At 70.8% G+C, this 21,817-nt stretch carries 19 protein-coding genes and 1 pseudogene; 7 read left to right on the forward strand and 13 right to left on the reverse strand.

Annotated features, from left to right (window positions below):
- Positions 1-189 precede the first annotated feature (189 nt).
- From AB0M26_RS03195 to AB0M26_RS03205, 3 genes are all read left to right on the forward strand, one after another.
- Positions 190-1,134 carry an LLM class flavin-dependent oxidoreductase gene (locus AB0M26_RS03195; protein ID WP_365253608.1) on the forward strand — a complete coding sequence of 315 codons (945 nt, stop codon included), beginning with the start codon at positions 190-192 and terminating at the stop codon, positions 1,132-1,134.
- Positions 1,135-1,337: 203 nt separating this feature from the next.
- Positions 1,338-2,258 (forward strand): zinc metalloprotease HtpX, encoded by a 921-nt coding sequence (gene htpX, locus AB0M26_RS03200; protein ID WP_365253611.1) that lies wholly within the window; start codon positions 1,338-1,340, stop codon positions 2,256-2,258.
- Between the two features lie 96 nt (positions 2,259-2,354).
- Positions 2,355-2,987 carry a hypothetical protein gene (locus tag AB0M26_RS03205; protein ID WP_365253614.1) on the forward strand — a complete coding sequence of 211 codons (633 nt, stop codon included), beginning with the start codon at positions 2,355-2,357 and terminating at the stop codon, positions 2,985-2,987.
- On the opposite strand, the pseudogene AB0M26_RS03210 reads toward AB0M26_RS03205, so the two are convergent.
- From AB0M26_RS03210 to AB0M26_RS03220, 3 genes and pseudogenes are all read right to left on the reverse strand, one after another.
- Positions 2,986-3,966 (reverse strand): annotated as a pseudogene (locus AB0M26_RS03210) (MerR family transcriptional regulator); the annotation flags it as partial. The gene AB0M26_RS03205 and the pseudogene AB0M26_RS03210 sit on opposite strands and share 2 nt — an antisense overlap.
- Positions 3,967-3,976: 10 nt before the next feature.
- The gene (locus AB0M26_RS03215) at positions 3,977-5,755 is read right to left on the reverse strand and encodes an SDR family oxidoreductase (RefSeq protein WP_365253617.1); all 1,779 of its coding nucleotides are present in this window, start codon (positions 5,753-5,755) and stop codon (positions 3,977-3,979) included.
- Positions 5,752-6,597: a M24 family metallopeptidase gene (locus AB0M26_RS03220; protein WP_365253620.1), complete on the reverse strand. Its 846-nt coding sequence runs from the start codon at positions 6,595-6,597 to the stop codon at positions 5,752-5,754. Before AB0M26_RS03220 ends, AB0M26_RS03215 begins: the two co-directional genes overlap by 4 nt.
- 218 nt (positions 6,598-6,815) lie before the next feature.
- Here AB0M26_RS03220 and AB0M26_RS03225 point away from each other — a divergent pair, with 218 nt between their 5' ends.
- Genes AB0M26_RS03225 through AB0M26_RS03240 form a run of 4 tightly spaced genes read left to right on the forward strand, consistent with a single transcriptional unit; the run spans position 6,816 to position 10,339 of the window.
- Positions 6,816-7,778 carry an ABC transporter ATP-binding protein gene (locus tag AB0M26_RS03225; protein WP_365253623.1) on the forward strand — a complete coding sequence of 321 codons (963 nt, stop codon included), beginning with the start codon at positions 6,816-6,818 and terminating at the stop codon, positions 7,776-7,778.
- Entirely contained in the window at positions 7,768-8,691 is a 924-nt protein-coding gene (locus AB0M26_RS03230; protein WP_365253626.1) for an ABC transporter permease, read from the forward strand. The genes AB0M26_RS03225 and AB0M26_RS03230 overlap by 11 nt, the downstream gene beginning before the upstream one ends.
- The gene (locus AB0M26_RS03235) at positions 8,688-9,605 is read left to right on the forward strand and encodes an ABC transporter ATP-binding protein (protein ID WP_365253629.1); all 918 of its coding nucleotides are present in this window, start codon (positions 8,688-8,690) and stop codon (positions 9,603-9,605) included. Before AB0M26_RS03230 ends, AB0M26_RS03235 begins: the two co-directional genes overlap by 4 nt.
- Before the next feature lie 14 nt (positions 9,606-9,619).
- Complete coding sequence (locus tag AB0M26_RS03240; RefSeq protein WP_365253632.1) at positions 9,620-10,339, forward strand: ABC transporter permease subunit; 720 nt, start codon at positions 9,620-9,622, stop codon at positions 10,337-10,339.
- 116 nt (positions 10,340-10,455) lie between these two features.
- On the opposite strand, the gene AB0M26_RS03245 is transcribed toward AB0M26_RS03240, so the two are convergent.
- The 10 genes from AB0M26_RS03245 to AB0M26_RS03290 all read right to left on the reverse strand — a co-directional run bounded on the left by AB0M26_RS03245 (position 10,456) and on the right by AB0M26_RS03290 (position 21,693).
- Positions 10,456-11,241 (reverse strand): hypothetical protein, encoded by a 786-nt coding sequence (locus AB0M26_RS03245; protein WP_365253635.1) that lies wholly within the window; start codon positions 11,239-11,241, stop codon positions 10,456-10,458.
- A gap of 225 nt (positions 11,242-11,466) precedes the next feature.
- Positions 11,467-12,294, reverse strand: a complete 828-nt coding sequence (locus AB0M26_RS03250) for an HAD family hydrolase (RefSeq protein ID WP_365253638.1) — start codon at positions 12,292-12,294, stop codon at positions 11,467-11,469.
- Complete coding sequence (serS, locus tag AB0M26_RS03255) at positions 12,291-13,568, reverse strand: serine--tRNA ligase (RefSeq protein WP_365253641.1); 1,278 nt, start codon at positions 13,566-13,568, stop codon at positions 12,291-12,293. Before serS ends, AB0M26_RS03250 begins: the two co-directional genes overlap by 4 nt.
- A 605-nt stretch (positions 13,569-14,173) precedes the next feature.
- Positions 14,174-15,109, reverse strand: a complete 936-nt coding sequence (gene pheA, locus AB0M26_RS03260; RefSeq protein ID WP_365253644.1) for a prephenate dehydratase — start codon at positions 15,107-15,109, stop codon at positions 14,174-14,176.
- A 43-nt stretch (positions 15,110-15,152) separates the two neighbouring features.
- The gene (efeB, locus tag AB0M26_RS03265) at positions 15,153-16,457 is read right to left on the reverse strand and encodes an iron uptake transporter deferrochelatase/peroxidase subunit (protein ID WP_365253647.1); all 1,305 of its coding nucleotides are present in this window, start codon (positions 16,455-16,457) and stop codon (positions 15,153-15,155) included.
- Positions 16,457-18,562 carry a copper resistance protein CopC gene (locus AB0M26_RS03270; protein ID WP_365253650.1) on the reverse strand — a complete coding sequence of 702 codons (2,106 nt, stop codon included), beginning with the start codon at positions 18,560-18,562 and terminating at the stop codon, positions 16,457-16,459. The genes efeB and AB0M26_RS03270 overlap by 1 nt, the downstream gene beginning before the upstream one ends.
- 12 nt (positions 18,563-18,574) lie before the next feature.
- Positions 18,575-19,033 (reverse strand): copper chaperone PCu(A)C, encoded by a 459-nt coding sequence (locus AB0M26_RS03275; protein ID WP_365253653.1) that lies wholly within the window; start codon positions 19,031-19,033, stop codon positions 18,575-18,577.
- Entirely contained in the window at positions 19,030-19,677 is a 648-nt protein-coding gene (locus AB0M26_RS03280) for an SCO family protein (protein WP_365253656.1), read from the reverse strand. The genes AB0M26_RS03275 and AB0M26_RS03280 overlap by 4 nt, the downstream gene beginning before the upstream one ends.
- 167 nt (positions 19,678-19,844) lie before the next feature.
- Entirely contained in the window at positions 19,845-20,603 is a 759-nt protein-coding gene (locus AB0M26_RS03285) for a YcnI family protein (protein ID WP_365253659.1), read from the reverse strand.
- Positions 20,604-20,727: 124 nt separating this feature from the next.
- Entirely contained in the window at positions 20,728-21,693 is a 966-nt protein-coding gene (locus AB0M26_RS03290) for a hypothetical protein (protein WP_365253662.1), read from the reverse strand.
- Positions 21,694-21,817 lie beyond the last annotated feature (124 nt).

Here is a 21,817-nt window from a genome sequence, read left to right on the forward strand (position 1 = left end):
CGGCGACAGCGGGTGAGCGACGGCGGGCGGAATTCCCGCATCCGCGCGGGGACCCCGTGCGTGGACCCGGGGGGCCTGTGGGACGAACTTGGGCAGTCATCCGTACGAAGCGGGGGTACGAGGTGGGCCGGGGCACGGAGGCCGCTGTCCGGTCCCGGCTTGTCGGAGGCCCCGCCTAGGCTCTTCGCCATGGAGTCTTCTCTGCGACTGAGTACCGTGATCCTGCCGATCCACCGCTGGCACGAGGGCGGGCGGCAGGTATGGCGGCGAGCCGAGGAACTGGGCTTCCGGACCGCGTTCACCTACGACCACCTCTCCTGGCGCGTCCCCTTCCGCGACGGCCCGTGGTTCGGCGCGCTGCCGACGCTGATGGCTGCCGCCTGCGCCACCGACCGCATACGGCTCGGCACACTCGTCACCTCCCCGAACTTCCGCCATCCCGTCACGCTCGCCAAGGAGCTGATCACCCTCGACGACGTCAGTGCGGGCCGCGTCACCGTGGGCATCGGGGCAGGGGGCAATGGCTTCGACGCGACGGCGCTGGGGCAGGAGGCGTGGTCGCCGCGCGAGCGCGCCGACCGGTTCGGCGAGTTCGTACCGCTGCTCGACCGCCTTCTCAGCGAGGACGTCGTCAGCCACGACGGCGCGTTCTACTCCGCGGACGAGGTCCGCAATATCCCGGGCTGCGTGCAGCGCCCCCGCCTCCCTCTCGCTATCGCGGCGACCGGGCCGCGCGGGCTCGAGCTCGCGGCCCGCCACGGCCAGGCCTGGGTCACGACGGGCGATCCGAAGCGACGCGAGACCCCGGATCAGTCGTTCGAGGCGATCGGCCACCAGGTGAAGCGGCTGTCGGCCGCGTGCGAGCAGATCGGCCGCGATCCGGGCGAAGTGGAGAAGATCCTGCTCACGGGGTTCACGCCGGACCGCGTACTGGACTCCGTGGACGCGTTCGCCGACTTCGCGGGCACGTACGCACAGCTCGGCTTCACGGAAATCGTGCTGCACTGGCCCGTGCAGGACTCGATCTTCGCGGCGGACGAGTCGGTCTTCGAGCGCATCGCGACGGAGAGCCTGGTCCAGCTGAGCCGATCCGAGCCGATCCGAGCCGAGCCGATCCGAGCCGAGCCGATCTGAGCCGATCCGAGCCGAGCCGATCTGAGCCGAGCCGTCCGGGGAGGGGGTGAGTCGTCCGGGGAGGGGGTGAGTCGGGCTTAGGCGTACGGACGCATCGCGGCGACGGGGCGCTCCCATACGGGCACCTGAACTTATCCCGCACAAACGCAGGAAGGAGCACAATCTAGACATAGGTGCAGGTAAGTCCGACGGGAGGGTGTCAGATGCCAGGGACCCGGACGCGTTCCCGATACGTCGCGGATCATGGACTGACCACACGCATGGTGACGACCATGTTCCTGATCGGGCTGCTCTATGTCGTCTTCGTCGGCGTGCTGCTTGCCGTCCTCCGGGGCGCGTGGCCGATCATCCTCGCCATCGCCGGCGGGCTGTTCATCGTGCAGTTCTGGTTCAGCGACCGGATCGCCGCCTACAGCATGGGCGCCCGTGAGGTGACGCCCGAGCAGGCACCCGAACTGCACGGGGCGGTCGACCGTATCTGCGCGCTCGCGGACATGCCCAAGCCGCGGGTCGCCATCGCGCGGAGTGACGTACCGAATGCGTTCGCCACCGGCCGGAGCAAGCGAACCGCTCTGGTCTGCGCCACCACCGGCCTCCTCAGACGGCTGGAACCGGAGGAGCTCGAGGGCGTCCTGGCGCATGAGCTGTCGCACGTCGCGCACCGCGATGTCGCGGTGATGACCATCGCGTCATTCCTCGGTGTGCTGGCGGGCGTGATGACCCGCGTCGCGCTCTGGGGCGGCCTCAGCCGCGCCAGCAGCAACCGCGACAGCACTACCGCCATTGCGATGCTGCTGATACCAGTGGTCAGCGCGATCGTCTACGTGATCAGCTTCCTGCTCACCCGGCTGCTCTCCCGCTACCGCGAGCTGTCCGCGGACCGCGCCGCCGCGTTGCTGACCGGGCGCCCGTCCGCACTCGCCTCCGCCCTCACGAAGGTGACGGGCCAGATGGCCCGGATCCCCACCGAGGACCTGCGGAAGGCGGAGCCGTACAACGCCTTCTGGTTCGCGCCGGCCTTCTCCTCCAAGGAGAGCCTCGGCCGGCTGCTCTCCTCGCACCCGACGCTGGAGCAGCGGCTGGACCAACTGGGCCGTATCTCCGCCGAGCTGAGCCGCCCGTGAGGCCGCCGGATGCCCCCGTCCGGGTCGCGTCGCCGTGGACGGCCCGGGTGGTGAGGCCGTCATGAGGGACACCGACGAGACAGGGAGCTGACGTCCATGGGGCTTCTCGACACGATCCTCGGCCGCAGCAAGCCGGTACGGCCGGACCTCGACCAGCTCTTCGGTCTGCCCGCCGCGGCGATCACGCTCCAGGCCGGGGCCGGGTTCACACCGACCGGTCTGGGGTCCGTGTGCTTCGCCAGCGTCGAAGGCGGCGCTTTCGCCCAACTCCAGCGGGACGTACGGGATCTGCTGGACGCAGATACGGACCGTGGCGGCGTACCGGTGGAATTCAGCCAGGACACGTACGGATACACCTGGCTGCTGGTGCGGCAGCCGGCCGATGACACCGCCTCCCTCGTCAACGACCTGCATGCCGTCAACACGCTCCTCGAGGACGGGGGCTTCGGGCCCCAGCTCCTCTGTTCGCTCGTCGGCTTCGGTGAGGCGGTGGGCGATCGCCGATTGGCCCTCGTCTACCTCTACAAGCGGGGCACCTTCTATCCCTTCGCGCCGCTTCCCGGTGTGGCGGAGAAGCGGGACAACGCCCTGGAGCTGCAGGTCAGGGGGTTGCTCGGGAACGATCTGCGGGTTGAGGAGGACCTGGCTCGCTGGTTCCCGGTGTGGGGCGCGCCGGGTCTGGGCGGGGATGCGCCGGGCCTGGGTGGGGACGAGCGGCCCGCCGTGTGAGGGCGTCCATGGTGCGGGCGGCCAGCTCGCGCTCGGTGGCCGCCGCGACGAACGCCGGGACGTGCAGCGCACCGACCAGGTCCTGGACTGCGCGCACCGTTGCGGCGGGAAGCGCCACCGGGTGCGGCACCGCCTCCCCGGCGTCCGCAGGCCGCGCCGACGGGTCACCGAGGTGCCGCCGCAGCGATGCGGTGGCCAACTCCCGCATCGCCCGGGCGAGTTCGGCCTCGACCGTCTGCCGGGCGAGCGGCCGCAACCGCCGTACCAGCTCCGCCGCCTCCGTCGCCGACGCATCCGATGGCGGGTGGCCGAGGTAGCGGATGAAGACGTGCTCATTCGTGAACTCCAGGAACCGGGCGGCGATGTGCTCCATCTGCCCGCGCAGTTCGCGCAGGTGCCCGGAGAGCGCGTGCAGCGGTACTCCCGCCGCGTGCAGCTCGGCCGCGACCGCAAGCTCCTGCGGGCTGGGCACGCGGAACTCGTCGTCCCGCCCCGGGACGCGCTCCAGCACACCGAGTTCGACCGCCTCCGCCACCGCCGCGTCGTCCTGCGTGCCGCCGAACCGCGCGTACAGCTCGGCACGGGTGATCCGGGCCGGCTCCTCGTCCGTCCACGGCCCGTCCACCTCCGCCACCAGGCCCAGCACCCCGGCCAGCCCGCGTCCCGCGTCCCACGCCTCGAGCAGCTCCTTGATGCTGGCAAGCGTGTAACCGCGGTCGAGGAGGGCGGCGACCTGCCGCAGCCGGGCGAGGTGCTCCTCGCCGTACACGTTCGCCCGGCCGCGCCGCTCCGGTTTCGGGAGCAGCCCGCGGTCCTGGTAGGCCCGAATCGTCCGGACCGACGCACCGCTGTGGTGCGCCAGATCCTCGATCCGGTACGCGGGCCCCGACGGCGGCGCCGCGTCCGCGGTTCCTTCGGAGGGGTGCGGCGGCTGGGGCGGTTGGACGGGCCGCGGCGGACGGGGCGAAGGACGGCGCATCACCAGGACCTCACCGGAGCCGCGGTTCCACGCGGGCGATCGCGCGCAGCGCCCCCGGCATGAAGCGTGAGAGGAGCCGTGCGCCGCGTGCCTCGGGCGTCACGGGAACGACGGCCTGGTTCGTGGCGACCGCGCGCAGCACCGCGTCCGCGACCTTCTCCGGCGGGTAGTTGCGCATCCCGTACAGCCGGGAGGTCCGGTCCTGGCGGCGCTTCTGTTCCTCCTCACTGGCGCCGACGAAGCGGGCGGTGGAGGTGATGGAGGTGTTGACGATGCCCGGGCATATCGCGGACACCCCGATGCCCTGCCCCGCGAGCTCGGCGCGCAGGCACTCGCTGAGCATCAGGACGGCCGCCTTCGAGGTGCTGTACGCGGGCAGCATCCTGGAGGGCTGGTACGCCGCGGCGGACGCGATGTTGACGATGTGGCCGCCCTGCCCGCGCTCGGACATCTGCCTGCCGAAGAGGCGGCAGCCATGGATGACGCCCCACAGGTTGACGTCGAGAACGGAGCGCCAGTCCTCGGTCGTGGTGTCGAAGAAGGACCCGGCCAGGCCTATGCCGGCGTTGTTGACCAGCACGTCCACCACGCCGTACTCCGCGGCGGCCTTTGCCGCCAGCTTCTCCATGGCCTGCTCGTCACAGACGTCGACCGCCTCGGCCCACGCCTTTGGAGATCCGATGAGACGCGCCATCTCGGCCGTCCTGGCCGCCCCTTCCCCGTCCCGGTCCACGGCCACGACCCGGGCGCCCGACTCGGCGAAGGCGAAGGCCGTGGCCCGCCCGATCCCCCTCGCCGCGCCGGTGACCAGCACGAGCTGTCCCGCGAACCGGTCCGCGTATGGGCCCTTGGCGGGATCCTCGCGGGCCGGATCGCCCTCCTCCTGAGCGGTGACGAACTCCCCTATCCACGCCGCGACCCGGTCCGGCCGGGTGCGCGGCACCCAGTGCTTGGCGGAAAGGGTGCGCCGGACCAGCTTCGGCGCCCACCGCTCCAGATCGTCGTAGAGCCGCTCGGACAGGAAGACGTCCCCGGTGGGGGTGATGAGCTGTACTGGCACATGCGCATAGGCGTCCGTACGGGGACGGCGCATCCGGGTGCGGACGTTGTCCCGGTAGAGCCACGCGCCGTGCGCCGCGTCGCTCGGCAGGGAGGCGGTCGGGTAGCTGTCGCCCGGCACCTTCTCGAACCGCTCGAGCAGCTTCGGCCACTGCTTGCCGAGCGGTCCCCGCCAAGCCAGCTCGGGCAGCAGGGGCGTATGCAGCAGGTACACATACCAGGACTTGGCCGTCTGGCCGAGCACTTGGGCGACCCGGCGCGGACTGGGCCGGGTCATACGCTTGCTCAGCCAGTGCGCGAGGTGGTCGAGGGACGGGCCGGACATCGAGGTGAAGGAGGCGATACGGCCCTCGGTGCGCGGGACCGTGACGAACTCCCAGCCTTGCACCGACCCCCAGTCGTGGCCGACCAGATGCACCGGGCGGTCCGGGCTCACCGCGTCCGCCACCGCCAGGAAGTCGTCCGTCAGCTTCTCCAGGGTGAAGCCACCGCGCAGGGGCTTCGGGGCCGTCGACCGTCCATGGCCCCGCACGTCGTAGAGCACCACATGGAAGCGGTCCGCGAGGCGGTGGGCGACCTCGGTCCACACCTCCTTGCTGTCCGGGTAGCCGTGCACCAGCACCACCGTCGGAGCCCCCGCGTCGCCCAGCTCGGCCACGCTCAGCTCCACCCCGCCCGAACGGACCCGGCGCTCCCGTGCCTCGCGCGGCCCCCTCGCAACCCCGGTCATGCGGCTCCCTCCAGTCGGCGCCGCACATGCGGCAGATCGTCGTCCAGCCAGAACGCGCTCTCCTCCGGATCCCGCGAGTCCGTGACCACGAGCAACTCTTCGAACTTCGCTCCCGTGCCCCGGAAGCCGAGGTGCGGTTCGACCGCCCAGATACCCGGATGCGGCGGATGGTCGGAGAAGCGGTACGGGCTCCACAGCGGCGACCAGCCCTCGCGGTGCCCGTGGAGCGCGTCCGAGACCAGGCCCTTCAGACTCTGTGTGCCGAACCCCAGGACATGCGGGGACCAGCGGCGTTCCTTGACCCGGTCGACCTTGTGCGCGATCACGCCGAACGGATAGGCACGATGGCGGTTGGCATACCCCTGCCTCACCATCAGCCGGTCCACGTCCGCGTAGATCTCCCGCAGAGACCGGCGCTCGCGCACCTCGCGCAGGATCAGCTCGCGATGCTCCAGCAGATCGGCGAGCAGCCGGTCGTGGAGCGGATTGAGCCCCAGGCAGCCGGAGTAGCCGATGTCCGCGGTGTAGCCCGCGTGGACCGGCGCGAGATCGAGGATGAAGGGCATACCGGGCTCCAGCCGCCGGTCCGTCGGGAAGAACTGCAGCGGTATCCGGAAGCCCGCGAAGGCGGTGCGGTCACCGAACCAGGCGAACGGCAGGTGGAACCAGTCCCGCACTCCGCGCCCGCGCAGCCAATCCCGCTGCATCCGCGCGGCCTCCCGCTCGGTGACACCGGATCTGAGCTGCGCGGCCACCGCTTCCGCGCAGTCGTACGCGAGGCGCTGAACCGCCTTGAACCCCCGGAGCTCCGCTTCCCGTCCACGCGCGACTGCTGAGGTCATCGGTCAACCGTCCGTCCCTGAGCGCCCGTTCGCCGAATGTGACACCGATGAATGTGACAATGCGGCGCGGCTGCGTCAAGGGTCGTACACCATCTGTGGATACCGGCGGTAACGACGAAGGTTGACGAACCCCTACGGGCGCGTCCCCCTCCAGGCGGATACCGATCCAGCCTCCCAGGCTGACGAGACCCGTGGTGTCCGCCACTACCGTCGAGGGCGTGACTGTGATCGCGACCGAAAGCCTCAGCAAGCGGTTCCCACGGGTGACCGCCCTCGACCGGCTCACCGTGGACATCACGCCGGGTGTCACCGGCCTGGTGGGTGCCAACGGGGCCGGCAAGTCGACCTTGATCAAGATCCTGCTCGGCCTCTCTCCCGCCAGCGAGGGCCGTGCCGCCGTGCTCGGCCTCGACGTCGCCACCGAGGGCGGCGCCATTCGCGAGCGCGTGGGCTACATGCCCGAGCACGACTGCCTCCCGCCCGACGTCTCGGCCACCGAGTTCGTCGTCCACATGGCGCGCATGTCGGGGCTCCCCCCGACCGCCGCCCGGGAGCGCACCGCGGACACCCTGCGCCACGTCGGGCTCTACGAAGAGCGATACCGCCCCATGGGTGGCTACTCCACCGGCATGAAGCAGCGCGTCAAGCTCGCCCAGGCGCTCGTCCACGACCCGCAGCTCGTCCTCCTCGACGAGCCCACCAACGGCCTGGACCCCGTCGGCCGCGACGAGATGCTGGGCCTGATCCGCCGCGTCCACACCGACTTCGGCATCTCGGTCCTGGTCACCTCGCACCTGCTCGGCGAGCTGGAGCGCACCTGCGACCACGTCGTCGTCATCGACGGCGGCACGCTGCTCCGCTCCAGCTCCACCAAGGACTTCACCCAGACCACCGCGACCATCGCGGTCGAGGTCACCGACACCGACAAGCACACGGACGGCACAAAGGCCCTGCGCGACGCCCTCGCCGCCCTGGGCCTCGAGACCCAAGCGGGCGGGCGCGCGCCAGGGGCGGGCCACGTCCTGATGCTCGACGTGACCGATGACAGCACCTACGACACGGTCCGGGACACCGTCGCGGATCTCGGACTCGGACTGGTGCGCATGGAGCAGCGCCGCCACCACATCGCCGAAGTCTTCCGTCCGGAGGACGAGATTGGAGGAGGCCGCCGTGGCGCATGAGACCACCACCCCGGCCACCGTTCCGGCCCAGGCCGGGGACCCCACGCGTATCCACAACATCGGGTACCGCTCCTACGACGGGCCGCGCCTCGGCCGCGCCTACGGGCGCCGCTCGCTGTTCGTCCAGAGCCTGCGCGGCGCGTACGGCCTCGGCCGCTCGGCGAAGTCCAAAGTCCTGCCGATGCTGCTGTTCGCCGTCATGTGCCTGCCCGCGGCGATCATCGTCGCGGTCGCCATCTTCATCAAGGCCAAGGAACTGGCCGTCGGTTACACCGAGTACGCGCTCTACCTCCAACCGGTCATCGGTCTCTACATCGCCTCCCAGGCACCCCAGTCCGTCTCGCGCGACCTGCGCTTCCGGACCGTGACGCTCTACTTCTCCCGCCCCATCGAGCGCAGCGACTACGTCCTCGCGAAGCTCGGCGCGATGGCATCGGCCATGTTCGTGCTGACCGCGGCGCCGCTCCTCGTCCTGTATGCCGGGTCGCTGCTCGCCAAGCTCGACTTCATCGATCAGACCAAGGGATTCGCACAGGGACTGGTCTCCGTGGCTCTGCTCTCCCTGCTCTTCGCCGGCATCGGCCTGGTCATCGCCGCGCTCACCCCGCGCCGCGGTTTCGGCGTCGCCGCCGTCATCGGCGTACTGACCATCTCCTACGCAGCGGTGTCCACCATCCAGGCCATCGCCTACGAACAGGGCAACCGCGACATGGTGGGCTGGTTCGGCCTGTTCTCGCCCATCACCCTCATCGACGGGGTGCAGACGAAGTTCCTCGGCGCGAACTCCGGCTTCGTCGGCGGCTACGGTCCGCCCGGCACGCTCGCCGGGCTCGTCTACCTGGCGGTCGTCCTCGGGCTGATCGCCGGCTCGTACGCGCTGCTGATGCGCCGTTACCGAAAGGTCGGACTGTGACAACCCTGAGCATCGATCACACGTCCCGCTGGTTCGGGAACGTCGTCGCCGTCAACGACATCACCATGACGATCGGCCCCGGCGTCACCGGGCTGCTCGGCCCCAACGGCGCAGGAAAGTCCACCCTCATCAACATGATGGCCGGCTTCCTGGCCCCCTCCACCGGCTCCGTCACCCTCGACGGCGCCACGGTCTGGCGCAACGAGCAGGCCTACCGGCAGATCGGCATCGTCCCCGAGCGGGAGGCGATGTACGACTTCCTCACGGGCCACGAGTTCGTCCTCGCCAACGCCGAACTGCACGGTCTGCCCAACCCGGGCGCTGCCGCGCGCAAGGCGCTGGCCACGGTCGAGATGGAGTACGCCGAGAAGCGCAAGATCGCCACATACAGCAAGGGCATGCGGCAACGCGTGAAGATGGCCTCCGCGCTGGTCCACGAGCCGTCCGTGCTGCTGCTCGACGAGCCGTTCAACGGCATGGACCCGCGGCAGCGCATGCAGCTCATGGACCTGCTGCGCAGGACGGGCGAGGAGGGCCGTACGGTCCTGTTCTCCTCCCACATCCTGGAGGAGGTCGAGCAACTCGCCTCCCACATCGAGGTCGTGGTCGCCGGGCGGCACGCGGCCTCCGGCGACTTCCGCAAGATCCGCCGCCTGATGACCGACCGCCCGCACCGCTACCTCGTACGCTCCAGCGACGACCGCGCGCTCGCCGCCGCGCTGATCGCCGACCCGTCCACGGCGGGCATCGAGGTCGACGTCACCGAGCAGGCGCTGCGCATTCAGGCCGTCGACTTCCCGCGCTTCACCGAGCTGCTCCCGCGGGTCGCCCGTGAGCACGGCATCCGGCTCTTGACGGTCTCGCCCTCCGACGAGTCCCTCGAGAGCGTCTTCTCCTACCTCGTCGCGGCCTGAAGGAGCCTGAACCGATGTACAACCCCACGGTCGCCCGGCTCACGTACCGGGCCGTGCTCGGACGCCGCCGGGCGCTGATCCTCTTCCTGCTCCCCGGCCTCCTGCTCGCCATCTCCCTGCTCGTCCGCATGCTCAGCGGCGCGGACGACCAGATCGCGACCAGTGTGCTCGGCGGTTTCGCGCTGGCAGCGATGGTGCCCCTGATCGGCGTCATCGCGGGAACGGGCGCCATCGGTCCCGAGATCGACGACGGATCGATCGTCTACCTCCTCGCCAAGCCGGTGAAACGGCCGGCGATCATCTTCACCAAGCTGATCGTCGCCATCGGGATCACCATCGCCTTCTCGGCGGTCCCCACCCTCATCGCCGGCTTCCTGCTCAACGGCAACAGCCAGCAGATCGCCCTCGCGTACACGGTCGCGGCCATGGCGGCCTCCGTGGCGTACGCCGCGCTGTTCCTGCTGCTCGGCACGCTGACCCGGCACGCCGTGGTCGTCGGACTCGTCTACGCCCTGGTGTGGGAGACGCTCTTCGGCAACCTGGTCCCGGGCGCCCGCACCCTCAGCGTCCAGCAGTGGGCCCTCGCCCTGGCCGAGAAGACGGCGGGCGGATCGCTGGTCACCTCGGACGTCGCACTGCCGCTGGCCGGGACGCTGCTGGCGTCGGTGACGGTGGTGGCGACGCTGTACGCGGGCCAGAAGCTCCGCGCCCTGACACTGGCGGGCGAGGAGTAGCCGTCCCGCTGTTCCAGGGAAACGAAGGGCGCTGCCCGGGCCCCGCACTCGTACGAGGGCCCGGGCAGCGCCGTCGGTGACGGGAGGAGGAGCCGCGAGGGCTTCCGTCCCTCAGGTCACCTGCCCTTGCCGCGCCCGTGGCCGGGACGGCGGGAGCGCTGCTTCAACTCGGCCACGTCCCGGCCGAGGACGGAAATATCCTCCCGCACCGTTCCCATGTCCTCGCCGAGACCGGCCAGCCGCTCGCTCATGGCGCACACGACGCGGTTCGCGTCGTCGAGTCGCTGATCGATCCGCTCCAGACGGACGGAGATCCCGGCGATCACCGGCCCCAGCTCGCGCAGCGCCGACCCGACCTCGCCGAGGCCCGTCTCGACGGCGGTGAGCCGGTCGCCGATCGGCCCCCGCAGGACGCGCTCAGCGGCCTTCGACGCCGCATCGCCGACGAGCGCCTCCAGCGACACGAATCCGGCGGGAGGATGTGCGGACGTACGCGCCCCCTCCTCGGCATCGAGGAGGTAAGTACGCACACGCCGGGCGACCTCGCTGTCGCGCAGCAGCATCGCGACGTTGAGAACGGCCCGGCGGGTGAACACGGTGAGGTGTGCACGCCCCTGTGGATAACTCTCATTTGAAAGGGTCAAGTTGACCCTTTCAAAGAACTGCAGGTCAGAGCCCCGGAGGATACTCATCCCATGTCCTTGGAGCTCCTGACGGTGGCGCCTGCCCACAGTCTTGACGGCTTCCTCCGAGACCTCGAAGTAGGCCGCCACCATGCGCGTCGTCACATGCAGCCCGTCGGGCAGCATCGCCAGCGCCTTGACCTTGTCGAGGACGCCGGTGCGTTCGGTGAGGCTGTCGCGCAGTGCACGCGACTCGATCAATGCGGATTCGGGTGGCACGGAAATGCCCTCCACTCATGCCGGAAACGATTGAGGAACGCCCGTATCCAGGGACCAGGAGCGGAAGCTGCTCACGTGTGCCACGTACTCCATGACCGGTTCTGCCGCCCGGCAATCCGCCACTTCACATGCTCTACGACGCCTCGAACTCCAGTTGCCTCCACGCGTCATGGACAACGATCGGACGGGCGTACGAGTAACGTTGCGCGATGCGCGAGATGCCCCTCAGGCCGCCTCGGCGAGGAAGCGTTCCAGGACCGCCGCGATGCCGTCGTCCTCGTTCGAGGCGGTGACCTCGTCGGCGACGGCCTTGAGGTCGGGGTGGGCGTTGGCCATGGCGACGCCGTACGCCGCCCATCTGAACATCGGGACGTCGTTGGGCACGTCGCCGAACGCGACGGTGTCCGCGGCCTTCATGCCGAGGCGGCGGGCCGCGAGGGAGAGGCCCCTGGCCTTGGTCAGCCCGAGCGGCAGGAGTTCGACGATGCCCCGGCCCGACACCGTCACACCCACCAGGTGTCCTGCCGAACTGGCCGCCGCACCGGCCAATTCGTCGTCGTCCAGGCCCGGGTGCTGGATGTAGATCTTGTTCAGCGGCGCGGACCAGAGCGCGGCGCGGTCCTCGAACCGCGTCACCGGCAGCGGCCCCTCGTGCAGACGGTATCCGGGTCCCGTCAGCAACTCGCCCCGCAGGCCGTCGCGGCTCGCGGCCAGGGAGAGCGGGCCCGTCTCCGCCTCGATCTTGGCGAGCGCCACCTCCGCGAGCCGGCGGTCGAGCGTCACCGACGTCAGAAGCCGGTGCTCGCCCGCGTGGTAGACCTGCCCGCCCTGACCGCAAACCGCCAGGCCCCGGTAGCCGAGGTCGTCCAGGATGTGCCGGGCCCACGGCACGGCCCGCCCCGTGACGACGATGTGCGCCGCGCCGGCGGTCGTGACCTTGGCCAGCGCGTCGCGCGAGCGCGGCGAGATCGTGCCGTCGCCGCGCAGCAGGGTGCCGTCGAGGTCGGTGGCTATGAGGCGGTACGGGAGCGGGGCGGTGCCGTCGGCGCTCACCTGCCCGCCGGCTCCAGCACCTCACGGCCGCCCAGGTACGGGCGCAGCACCTCGGGGACGCGAACGGACCCATCGGCCTGCTGGTGGTTCTCCAGCAGCGCGACGATGGTCCGCGGCACCGCGCAGAGCGTGCCGTTGAGGGTCGCCAGCGGGCGTACATGCTTGCCGTCGCGCATCCGTACGGAGAGGCGGCGCGCCTGGAACTCGGTGCAGTTCGAGGCCGACGTCAGCTCGCGGTACTTCCCCTGGGTCGGGATCCACGCCTCGCAGTCGAACTTGCGGGCGGCCGACGCACCCAGGTCGCCCGTGGCCACATCGATGACCTGGAAGGGCAGCTCCAGGCCGGTCAGCCACTGCTTCTCCCATTCCAGCAACCGCTGGTGCTCGGCCTCCGAGTCCTCCGGAGTGACGTACGAGAACATCTCGACCTTGTCGAACTGGTGCACCCGGAAGATGCCCCGGGTGTCCTTGCCGTACGAGCCGGCCTCCCGGCGGAAGCAGGGCGAGAAGCCCGCGTACCGCAGCGGCAGCCGGCCGGCCTCGATGATCTCGTCCATGTGGTACGCGGCGAGCGGGACCTCGGAGGTGCCGACCAGGTAGAAGTCGTCCTTCTCCAAGTGGTAGACGTTCTCGGCGGCCTGGCCGAGGAAGCCCGTGCCCTCCATCGCGTGCGGCTTGACCAGCGCCGGGGTGAGCATCGGGATGAAGCCCGCCTCCGTCGCCTGCGCGATGGCGGCGTTGACGAGGGCGAGCTCGAGCAGCGCGCCGACACCCGTCAGGTAGTAGAAGCGCGAGCCCGAGACCTTGGCGGCGCGCTCGACGTCGATGGCGCCGAGGAGCTGTCCCAGCTCGAGGTGGTCTTTCGGCTCGAAGCCCTCGGCCGCGAAGTCGCGCGGGGTGCCGATGGTCTCCAGAACGGTGAAGTCCTCCTCGCCGCCCACCGGGACCTCCGGGTGCACGAGGTTGCCGAGCTGGAGCAGCAGGCGCTGGGTCTCCGCGGCGGCCTCGTCCTGCTCGGCGTCGGCGGTCTTCACCGCGGCCGACAGCTCGCCAGCTTTCTTCAGAAGCTCCGACTTCTCGTCGCCGGATGCCTTGGGGATCATTTTGCCGAGGGCCTTCTGCTCGGCTCGGAGCTCGTCGAAGCGGACGCTCGACGACCTGCGCCGCTCGTCGGCGGAGAGCAGTACGTCGACGAGTGCGACGTCCTCTCCACGGGCGCGCTGGGAAGCGCGGACACGGTCGGGGTCCTCACGGAGCAGACGAAGGTCAATCACCCCACCAGGCTACCGGTGGGCACTGCCGCCCCTCGACCCGCAATTCCCATGCGTACCCTTTGCCCGTTTTCGAAGTATTTGTGAAGTTTCAGGGTCAGGGTCAATATTTCGGTCGGCATTCGCTGAATAGGGGCATGTGTATCGCGCCGGGATGACCTACTTCCCTTGCATGGAGCGGGAGTTGGGGGCGGTCTGCGGCCAAGTTGTCCACAGGGGACTCGATGGTCGCGCGGTTTATCCACAGGCTGTGAGGAAGATCTGTGGAAGTTGGAATTGATCATTCCGTCCGTTGTGGTGCAGGGCGAAGAATTCCCCTCCCAAACCTTGGTCACACCCTCGTTCGGGTGGCAATTGCGCCGAAGGGCTCACCCGCAGGGATGGGTCAGGGGAATTGGGATGACGAGGGGTGGTCCGAGGACCCGTGGGGGGCCATGTGGGGTCTAGGGAGATTTGTCGACGATGTCGGCTCGCCATGTCGACTTGTCCCCAGCCTCGGAATCCAGCCTGTGGATAACTTTCGTGGATAACTCCACCCTTCCCACAGGGTGTGAACCACCGCGCGGTCACCCGTGCATCAGAGCCGCGCAACGCACCGCGGACGCGCGTCAGGCCCGCCCGTCGATGCAGCGGTTCAGCCAGTCCGAAGCCGCCGTGAACTCACTGTCCGACGTCCCGTGCCGCAGCGGCTGCACCTCCGACGGACTCACCCCCGCACGCGGGTACGAGCCGAGGAAGCGGACATTCGGGCAGATCCGCTTCAGGCCCATCAGCGCCTCGCCCACCCGCCGGTCCGCGATGTGCCCCTCGCAGTCCACAGAGAAGCAGTAACGCCCGATGCCCTCGCCCGTGGGCCGCGACTCGATGCGCATCAGGTTCACCCCGCGCGCCGCGTACTCCTGGAGCAGTTCCAGCAGCGCGCCCGGGTGGTCGTCGCCGAGCCAGATCACCACGGAGGTCTTGTCAGCACCGGTGCGCGCCGCGGGCCGGGCGGGGCGCCCGACGAGTACGAAGCGGGTCGCCGCGTTGTGCGCGTCATGGATGTCGGTGACCAGCGGCTCCAGGCCGTACCGCGGGGCCGCGAACTCACCCGCGAACGCTGCGTCGTAGCGTCCTTCCTGCACCAACCGCGCCCCGTCCGCGTTCGACGCCGCGGACTCCCACTGCGCGCGCGGCAAGTTCCCCGCCAGCCAGTTGCGCACCTGCGGCTGCGCGACCGGGTGCCCGGTCACCGTCTTCACGTCCGTGAGCGCCGTTCCGGGGCGTACGAGCAGGGCGAAGGCGATCGGCAGCAACACCTCGCGGTAGATCATCAGCGGTTCGCCGGTGGCCAGTTCGTCGAGGGTCGCGGTGACCCCGCCCTCCACCGAGTTCTCGATCGGCACCAGCGCCGCAGCCGAGTCCCCGGACCGTACGGCGTCCAGCGCGGCCGGCACCGAGACCATCGGCATCAGCTCGCGGGTGGCCGCCTCGGGCAGCGTGCGGAGGGCGGCCTCCGTGAAGGTGCCTTCGGGTCCGAGATAGGTGTAGCGGCTCGCTGACATGCCGCCCAGCGTAGCCGCGCGGATCAGCACCCCGTGCCGCGTCTCACCCCTCGAACAGCCGCTGACCCACGTACTCGCCCGGCTCACAGCCGCCCGGTACCGCGTACAGGCCGCTCGCCTCGTGCCGGATGAACCGCGACAGCGCGTCCCCGCGGTCCAGCTTCCGCTGCACCGGAATGAAGCCCTTCAGGGGATCCGCCTGCCAGCAGACGAACAGCAGTCCGGCGTCCGGGGAGCCGTCCTCCCGGAAGCCGTCGTGGTACGAGAAGGGCCGGCGCAGCATCGCGGCTCCGCCGTTCGTCTCGGGCGAGGCGATCCGCGCGTGCGCATTCGCCGGGATCACCGGCCGGCCGCCGGCATCCCTCTTCTCCAGGTCCATCGGGGTCGTCTCGGTTCCGCCGGACAGCGGGGCGCCGTCGGACTTCCGCCGCCCGATGACCTGTTCCTGACGCTCGACCGGCACCTCCTCCCAGTCGTCCAGAAGCATCCGGATCCGCCGGACCACCGCGTACGAACCGCCCGCCATCCACGCCGGCTCCCCGCCCGGGCGCACGAAGATCCGCTCGTCGAAGTCCTTCTCCTCGGGCCTCGGGTTCCGTGTGCCGTCGATCTGGCCCATCAGGTTCCGGGCCGTCATCGGCCGGGAGGTCGCTCCGGGCGAGCGGTTGAATCCGGTCATCTGCCAGCGCAGCCGGGCCGTGCCGCCCGCGTCCTTCTGCAGTGCGCGCAGGGCGTGGAAGGCGACCAGGGCGTCGTTCGCCCCGATCTGCACCCACAGGTCTCCGTCGCCGCGAGCCCGGTCGAGCTCGTCGGAGGAGAAGTCCGGCAGCGGCTCCAGAGCAGCCGGTCGCCGATCCTCCAGACCCGTGCGATCGAAGAAGGTGCGGCCGAAACCGAAGGTCACCGTCAGGGAGGAGGGGCCCGCATCGAGGGCGACCCCGGTGTCGTCCCCCGGGGCGCGGCCCGCCATCAGCTCCTCGGCCGTCCTCGACCAGCGGCGCAGCAGGGCGGCCGCCTGCTTCCGGCCCGCGCCCGGGGCCAGGTCGAAGGCGATGAGGTGCCCGCGGGCCTGCAGCGGTGTGGTGATGCCCGACTGGTGCCTGCCGTGAAAGGCGGCGGCCGTCGAGCCCACGGTCGCAAGCGCGGCCCGGGCCTCGCCGCCGGCCATCGTCATGCCGAGGACGCCGCCCGAGGCACCCACGGCCAGCCCCGCCGCGCCGGCTGCGCCCGCGGTGCCGAGCAGCCGCCGCCGGGAGAGCGCCGGTGCTGCGGAGCCCTCTCCGGAGACGCCGTTGCGAGGGCCGCTGCCTGCCGCCCTGGCCGAGGTGTCGTTGCCGTGGTCCGCCATCAGCCGATCTTCAGTTCCTTCGTCACGGTCACCTGGTCGATGTCCGTGGTGCGTACGGTCAGCGCGATCTCCCACGTGCCCGGCATCGGGATCTGGACGCCTCTGGCAGCCCAGTGCCCTGTCTCGGCTCGCGGAGGCAGGACGGGTAGGGGCCCGAGCTTCTTGGACGCCAGCGTGAATGCGACCTTCACCTCGGGAGCGTCGAGCGGCCTGCCGTTGGGCCGCTTCAGCCGGACGTCGAGGAGGGCGTTGGCCCGGTCGACCTCGATCTCGGCGGTCCCCTTGCCGTCCTCGCCGCCGGTGTCGAACGGCATCCGCAGCGAGACGGGGCCCGCGGGCCGGGCCGACTCCGCGCCACTCGCCGCCCGTACCGCCTCCTCCGTGCGCGCGGGCTCGGTGCTGGTCAGCGCGGTGGTCACGGCCAGCAGCACCACGGCGACCGCTGCCTCGATGAGGACGGAGCGGCGCAGTCCGGAGCGTTCGGGGTCCGCGTCCCGTGCGCGCTTGCGGAGCGCTGCGGCGCGGGCGGCGCGCTGGCGTTCGAGCTGGGCGGTGCGGTGGGGGTCGGCGGGTACGGGGACGGGCTCGCGGCCACCGGCGCCGACCCGCTCGCCGTCGCTGCCGCCGGCCTGTCCGCCGTCCCGCTCGCCGTCGCTGCCGCCGCTCCGTCCGCCGCCCCCTCCGCTGTCGCGGTCCGCGCTGTCGTCCCCGGTGCCGGACGCCTCGGCCCGGTCCGCGCCCCCCGAGTCATCGGCGCTATCGCCGGAGCCCTCGCCGCCCGGGTCCGTCGCCTCGCCGTCCCGCTCAGCAGCAGCCTCCGGCAGCCGCGAGGTCCAGCGCCGCGAGATCGCGGCGACGCCGACCAGCACCACCACCAGGCCGATCTTGATCAGCAGCGTGCGCCCGTACGACGTCGACGTCAGGGCGGACCACGAGCCGACCTGTCGCCATGACTGGTACACCCCGGTCGCCGCCAGCACCAGCACGCTGCCGAACGCCAGCCGAGAGAAGCGCCGCACCGCGGACCGCTCAACCGAGGGTTCCGTCCGGAGCGTGACGAACAGAGCGGCCAGTCCGCCGAGCCAGGCCGCGACCGCCAGCAGGTGCACGATGTCGACGGGGATGGCCAGTCCCGACTGGATGCCGGTCGAAGCGTGTTCCGACATCGCCCAGGTCGCGGCCGTACCGGTCGCCACGACCGCTCCGCCAATGGCGAGGCCGAAGGCGAGGTCCTTGCGTTCCTTCGCGTTCGTGCGCTGTGCATAGGAACCGAAGAGCACGGCGACGAAGAGGGCGGCGACCCCGAGCAGCATCAGCCGCGACGCCAGCGCCGCACCCGGCTTGCTCTCCAGGACCGCCCGCAGCACACCCAGATCCGCGATGTCGGCAAGCCTGCCCGAGCCGGTGTACGGGCCGCGGAGCAGGAGCAGCACGATGGTGGAACCGGTGAGCAGTGCCCAGCCCCGGACGACCAGCCGCTGCACGGGCCGTTCGGCCGCCGCCCGCGGACGGCAGGCCAGCACGAACGCCGCGCCGCCCGCCAGCAGGACGAACCCCGCGTATGCCGCGTACCGCGCGGTCCCGTAGAGGATCCCGACCACGCCTCCGCCCTGCTCCTGCGGGAGGGCGACCGAGGTCTTCGAGGGGGCGCCGACGGAGAAGGTGAACGCGCCCGCCACCGGATGGCTGTCAGCGGAGACCACCTTCCAGGCCACAGTGAACGTGCCGTCGGAAACCCCGGACTCCACCCCGACGCCGTACTTGACGACAGTCCCGCTGCTCAGATCTCGCACCTCGCCGGTGTCGACGCGCTTGCCCTCCGGGTCGAGCACGCGGATCGCGTCGTCGGAGAGCGCGACGCCTTCGGAGAAGGTGAGCGTGACCTCCTCGGGCGCCGTGTCGACCACGGCCCCCTGCCTCGGGTCGCTGGTGATCAGCGCGGCATGCGCCGAGGCGGTGGAGGCCCCGGCGAGCAGCGAGCAGAACAGGGCGGCGACCAGGAGCAGCAGGGTCACGGCCGCGGAACGCCTGGCGGATCGCCCGCCCGGCCGGCGGTGCGGCGCGGCCGGGGACGGGAGGACGGAGGAGGGGGCAGCGGCTGGCATGGCGTCAGTCCCTCATTTCCGTGGTGCGAAGCCGGCCGCCTCGACGGGGACGTCCAGTTCGATCGGATCTGACTTCGCGAAGTGGAGCCGGACGGACACCTTTTCGCCCTTCCGCGGCTTGTGCTTCAGCTTCATGAACATCAGGTGGCTGCCGCCGCGTGCGAGCTTCAGCGCTCCGCCCGCCGGGATCCTGAGGGAGTCGACCCGCTCCATCGTCCCGCCGGTGGTCCGGTGCATCGTCACGTCGTCGGAGAGGTCGCTGGTGACGGAGGTGAGCCGGTCCTCGGCGTCCCCGGTGTTCCGTACGACCAGATAGCCGCTGGCCATGTCGGCCATGACCGGCTGGGGCACGTACGCGCCCTCGGCCTTGAGATCGGCTCCGGCGCCGGAGCCGGACTCCGAGCATCCGGACAGGGCGAAGGCGACCGTGACCGCGAGCGCCCCGGCGAGGCCGGTGGTCCGGCGGCTCACGGCGTCCGTCCCTCGACGATCTTCGGCAGGTCCTTGCCGTAGTCCTCGGCCGTGGCGTCCTTGCTGTAGAGCACGTGGGCCTTGTCGTCCTTGGGGAGATAGGCCAGGAGCTGGGTGCCGTGCGAGGAGGACCAGGTGCCGTCCTTCTGCTTCTTCGGCTTGTCCAGATAGATGCCGACGCTGCGGGCGCCCGCCTGGATGGTGTCGAAGTCGCCGGTGAGCCCGATGAAGGAAGGGTTCTGCTGCTTGAGCCACTCCCCGAGCCGCTTCGGGGTGTCGTGCTGCGGATCGGAGCTGACGAAGACGACCCGCAGCTTCTTCCGCTCGGCGGGCGACAGCTTCCGCATGGCGATGTCGACGTTGCTCATCGTGAACGGGCAGGCGTCGGGGCAGTTGGTGTAGCCGAAGTAGAGCAGGGTCGGGTGGCCCTTGGTCTCCTCGATCAGGTCGTACTTCCTGCCCTTGGTGTCCGTCAGGACGAGGTCGGGCTTGTTGAACGGCTGGTCGAGGACGGTCGCGGCCTTGGGGGCGGGCGCGGAGTCGCGGATGGCGGGACCGCCGCCGTCGTCACCGCTGCTGCAGGCGGTCAGGGTCAGTGCCGCCGCCGCGGCGAGCGCGGCGGCGAGCACGCTGGAATTGCGCATGTGTCAGAAATCCCGGAGGAAAGTGGTCGGTACGTAGGTCGGGTCGGTACGTCGGTCGATCGGTACGTCGGTCGGGTCGGTACGTAGGTCGGGTCGGTACGTCGGTCGATCGGTACGTAGGTCGGGTCGGGACGTCGGATGGGTCGGTACGGGCCGCAGGCGCCGGGTCAGGCGGAGCGGCGGCGACCGGCGAGGACGCCGAACGCGACACCCGCCACGCCCACGACGATGCCGGCGATGCCGAGCACACGGGCGGTGGTGTCGCTGCTGTCGCCCTCAGCGGCCTCGGCCGCCGCGGAATCGTGGTCGCCGCCGTGCTCGCCACCGGCCTGCTCCTGCCCGGACTTGGCGTCGTCCGAGCCGCCGTGGCTGTGGCCTCCCTCGCCCTCGGCGGGCGCGGTGAGCTTGAGGACGGGCGCCGGGTTCTCCGGCTCCTCGCCTCCCGCCGCGGGCGCCTCGATCCAGCGCACGACCTCCTTGTTGTCGTACGTCTGGAGGGCCTTGAACACCAACTGGTCGGCGTCCTCGGGGAGTTGGCCGACCGAGAGTGGGAACTGCTGGAACTGGCCCGGCTTGATCCTGCCGTCGCCCTTCGCGGTCCACGTGACCTTGGTGACGGCCTCGGTGATCTTCTCGCCGTGCATCTCGAGCGGCTTGTCGAGCTTGGACTTGGTGACCTTCACGTCCCAGCCCGGAACAGGCTGCGGCATGACCGAGGCCAGCGGGTGGTCGGCCGGAAGGCTGACCTCGAGCTTCGTGGTCGAGGCGTTGTCGCGCTCGTTCGGGACCTTGAAGGCGATCGTGCTGTAGCCGCCCTTCTCGGCCTCGCCGGGCTGCACGCTGACGTGGGCGAAGCAGGGTCCCGCGGCGAGCAGGACGGTACCGGCGGCGACGGCGCCGGCGACGGGGATACGCGAGATCTTCATGGTTGCGGACACTCCACAGGCAGATGAGTCGGACGAGATGGCGCGCGTGCGGCGGAGACGCGACAGCATCCGACGTACCTACCGGATTCATCCGGTTTTGCCGGTATTGGGTGTCGTCATGCGTCTACGTCGCGGGGACGCGGCGCGGCGGCCCTCTCCGGCCCACGGAGTGCGCGAGCGCGGGACACCGCGGACCGTTCCTGTCGGCCGCGGGGGCGATGCCGGGGGACAGCGGCAACCCGCCGGGTGCCCCGGGCAGTCCGGTCCGCAGGGCGCGTACGAGCGTGAGAGCGGCGCGCAGCGACCGTACGAGCGCCCCTTCGGCGACGCCCTCGGCCACGCCGTCCGCCACCCCGCGCGCCGACAGCCGGACCAGTCGGAAGAGCGCCTGCTCGCCGCGGCGCAGCAGCAGGCCCAGAGCGACCGCGGCGAGCAGATGCGCCAGCAGCATCGGAAGGGATGGCAGCGGAACGTCCCCGAGGGGCGGCAGGGGCGAGGCGGCTGCGGACGGGGCCAGCGCATCGGAGGCCTGGTGGACCGCGGTGTGTCGACCCATCCCATGGGCGGAGTGCCCGCCCGCGCCCGACCCGTGCGGCAGCGTGCCCGACGGGGCGATGCCGGACGCGGTGACGATCCACCGGGCCTGCTCGGCGGTCAGCCGGGGCGGTACCCCGTCGCCGCCGCACACGACCCGTACCGCGAGGGCGAACAGCGCTCCGTCCGAGAGCCGGCGGGGGCGGGCCTGGGCGGCCGTGAGGTGCTGCGTGGCCGCGAGGTGCTGCGCGAGCCGGAAGAGGGCGTGCAACGCGAGCTGTGCGACGGCGAGTCCGCCCGCGATCCCCGGGAGCGTCCGCTCGCGCCCGGCCAGGGCCACGGCAGCGGCGAACACCGCGAGGAATCCGGTGACCAGTGCCCACAACGGCACCCCGGCGCACGACGCCAGAACGTGCCCCGACGCGGACAACACCACGCAGACCGCGGCGAACACCGCGGCCCGCAGCAGTCGCAGATCGGCGCCGGCCGGCGCGGCCGCAGTGCGGGGCGTGCTGCCCCCTGCGGGGAGCCGACCGCCTGGGGGATGGGCGGACATGGCTGCGCCATCATCGCACCGAGGTCACCCGTTTCACATGGCAGGGGTGAATTCCCGGGCAACTTCCCATCGCCTTACACCGGCGGCATGACGCCGCACATCCGCCGAATGAGCGTAGTCACAT

Source organism: Streptomyces sp. NPDC051776, assembly GCF_040681345.1.
Taxonomy (GTDB): domain Bacteria; phylum Actinomycetota; class Actinomycetes; order Streptomycetales; family Streptomycetaceae; genus Streptomyces.